The sequence below is a fragment of the Mesorhizobium sp. M8A.F.Ca.ET.021.01.1.1 genome (assembly GCF_003998025.1).
Taxonomy (GTDB): Bacteria; Pseudomonadota; Alphaproteobacteria; order Rhizobiales; family Rhizobiaceae; genus Mesorhizobium.
Map to the genome: position 1 here is coordinate 1 of NZ_RZSJ01000740.1, position 2,553 is coordinate 2,553.

Below are 2,553 nucleotides of genomic sequence, written 5' to 3' on the forward strand. Positions count from 1 at the left end.
CGCTGCGAGGCCGCTGTGCGCAGCGGTAGGGAGGCTTCACTGTCTGGAAGCGTGCGAGGGTCGTGAGGTCGGGTGAAGATCTATGTTCCGAGTGTAGTGGAGGGGCAGGAATGGGTTCTTCCCGAACAAACCGACGACTACCGGCTATTCGCGACCCTCGGCGGCCGGAGCCAGAAGCGATGGCGTTCGCCCCGGATGAAATTCCTGCACGAGCAAGAAGACGGAACATCCCGGTTATATTCGGATTTTCCCTGGCTTGGCGAGCATGTGCTCATTCTGAGGGCCACGGCGTTGAAGTCGCTACGGCCGATTCTCGAACGGTATGGCGAATTCCTGTCGCTTCGTGGTGACGAGCCCATATGGCTCTTCAACGTCACCACTGTGGTCGATGCGCTGGACGAAGAGCGTTCAAGAATCGTCCGCTTTGACGATGGCGGCATCATGACGATCGAAAACCTCGTCCTTCGGGCGGAGGCTATCGGCGGGGCCGAGATATTCAAATTGCCGGAGCGTGCCGATGGCGTGCGAGTATCCAATATCTATCTGCAAGACACCATCGTGCGTCAGATCGGAGAACTCGGGCTCAAAGGCATCGCCTTTGAGTTGGTCTGGAATGACGAAACGGTCGGTCGCGACAGGATCGAATACCGCGGCGTGGAGCGTGCACCTGTCTCATCCGCGAATTCGCTCAGAAGTTTTTGGGCCGGTCTGCGTCGGAAGGCAGGTCTGTAAGGCAGGGCTGCGAGATGGATTCGAGACGCTTTCACGTTGCGACAAAAGTCGCATAAGATAGATTATGGAACTAGCGTACGGGGCGTAACCCCGGAATTGCTGCGGTTTCGGCCCTTGGCGGGCAACCATCGTGGACGGCACTCTAGCGGCACTTCACGACCTCGAACCCATCGCCCAACGTTCGAACGGCGACTGGATAAGCCGACTGAGCAGCTTTCTCTATCGCTTTGACTCGTAAGGAATTTCGATCACCATGCCATCATAGGCCGGCACCACGTGGTCGGGAGTCTCGGTCATCACCGTGGCGTAATCCAGCGGCACATGCATGTGCGTCAGCACGGCATTTCTGGGCGCCAGCTTTTCGATCCAGGTAAGTGCCTGGCTAAGCGACAGATGGCTGGGATGGGTATGGTATTGCAGCGCGTCGATGACCAGCATGTCGAGACCGTGCAGCCGCTCTGCGGTGGCTTCCGGAAAGTCGCTGATATCGGGACAGTAGGCGAGCCCGCCGATGCGGAAACCCAGCGAAATGATGTCGCCATGGATCTGGGGCAGCGGCTCGAAGGTGAGGGCACCCCCCTCTCCTTCGATCACAACCGGCCTGGCATGGTCGATGATGTGGGCGTCGACGATCGGCGGATAGGAACTGCCTGGCGGCGTCTCGAAGCAATAGCCGAACGCCTCGCGCAGCCGCAGCATGGTCGGCTCGTCGGCATGGATGGCGATGCGATGCCGTTGTTCCAGCACATAGCCGCGCAAATCGTCGATGCCGTGGATGTGGTCGGCGTGCGGATGCGTGTAGATCACGCCATCGATGCGCCTGACTGAAGCCATCAGCATCTGCTCGCGGAAATCCGGCCCGGTGTCGATGACGACCGTGGTGCGGCCGCCATCGGCGGCAATGCGCTCGACAAGCGCGGCCGTGCGCATGCGCCGGTTCCTGGGATTGGTGGGGTCGCAATTGCCCCAGTCGCCGGTGATGCGTGGCGTGCCTGGCGACGATCCACAGCCGAGAATGGTCAGGCGCAGCCGGTCGCTCATGCCTCTGGCGCCCGCTGGTCCGGGCGTGGCATTTTTCCAAACAGCCGAAAGAAATTGTTGGTCGTCAACGCTGCGATTTCAGCCTCGCTGATGCCAATTGTATCAGCCAGCACCTTGGCGGTCTGCGCGACATAGGCCGGCTCATTTCGCTTGCCGCGAAACGGTACCGGCGCCAGATATGGCGCGTCCGTCTCGACCAGCAGCCGGTCATGCGGCACATCGGCGGCGATGGCGCGCAATTCGGCTGAGTTCTTGAAAGTCAGGATGCCCGAGAACGACACATAGCCGCCTAACGACACGCCAATTTCGGCGAGCCGCCGTCCCGACGAAAAGCAATGCAGGATGAACGGGAAGGCGCCCTTCCCCGTCTCGTCCTCGAGAATGGCGGCCATGTCATCGTCGGCATCGCGCGAGTGGATGACGAGAGGCAGCCCGGTCTCGCGGGCTGCGGCGATATGAGCGCGAAAACCCTGCGCCTGCGCCTCGTGAGGTGCCTTGTCGTAGAAAAAATCGAGCCCCGCTTCACCGATCGCCACCACCTTCGGGTGAGCAGACAGGCGGACAAGGTCGGCCGTGGTGACGTCGAGCTCCTCGGCGGCATTGTGCGGATGGGTACCGACAGAGCAATAGACTTCGTCGAAAGTCTCCGCGATCTCAAGGATTTGCTGAAACCGCTTCACGCGCGTGGAGATCGTCACCATGCGGCCGACACCGGCCGCCTTGGCGCGGGCGACAATGGCCGCCCGCTCCTCGGCAAAGTCCGGAAAGTCCAGATGACAA

At 60.9% G+C, this 2,553-nt stretch carries 3 protein-coding genes; 1 reads left to right on the plus strand and 2 read right to left on the minus strand.

What is annotated here, in order from left to right; all coding sequences use genetic code 11:
- Positions 1-72: 72 nt before the first annotated feature.
- Entirely contained in the window at positions 73-732 is a 660-nt protein-coding gene (locus EOA36_RS33135) for a DUF1629 domain-containing protein (protein WP_127280978.1), read from the plus strand.
- Between the two features lie 219 nt (positions 733-951).
- Here the strand turns inward: EOA36_RS33135 and EOA36_RS33140 are convergent, their stop codons facing one another.
- Both EOA36_RS33140 and EOA36_RS33145 read right to left on the minus strand, forming a co-directional pair.
- Complete coding sequence (locus EOA36_RS33140) at positions 952-1,773, minus strand: MBL fold metallo-hydrolase (protein WP_127280979.1); 822 nt, start codon at positions 1,771-1,773, stop codon at positions 952-954.
- On the minus strand, positions 1,770-2,553 hold a 784-nt coding region (locus tag EOA36_RS33145; RefSeq protein ID WP_145969446.1), incomplete at its 5' end, for a TatD family hydrolase. The genes EOA36_RS33145 and EOA36_RS33140, both read right to left, overlap by 4 nt.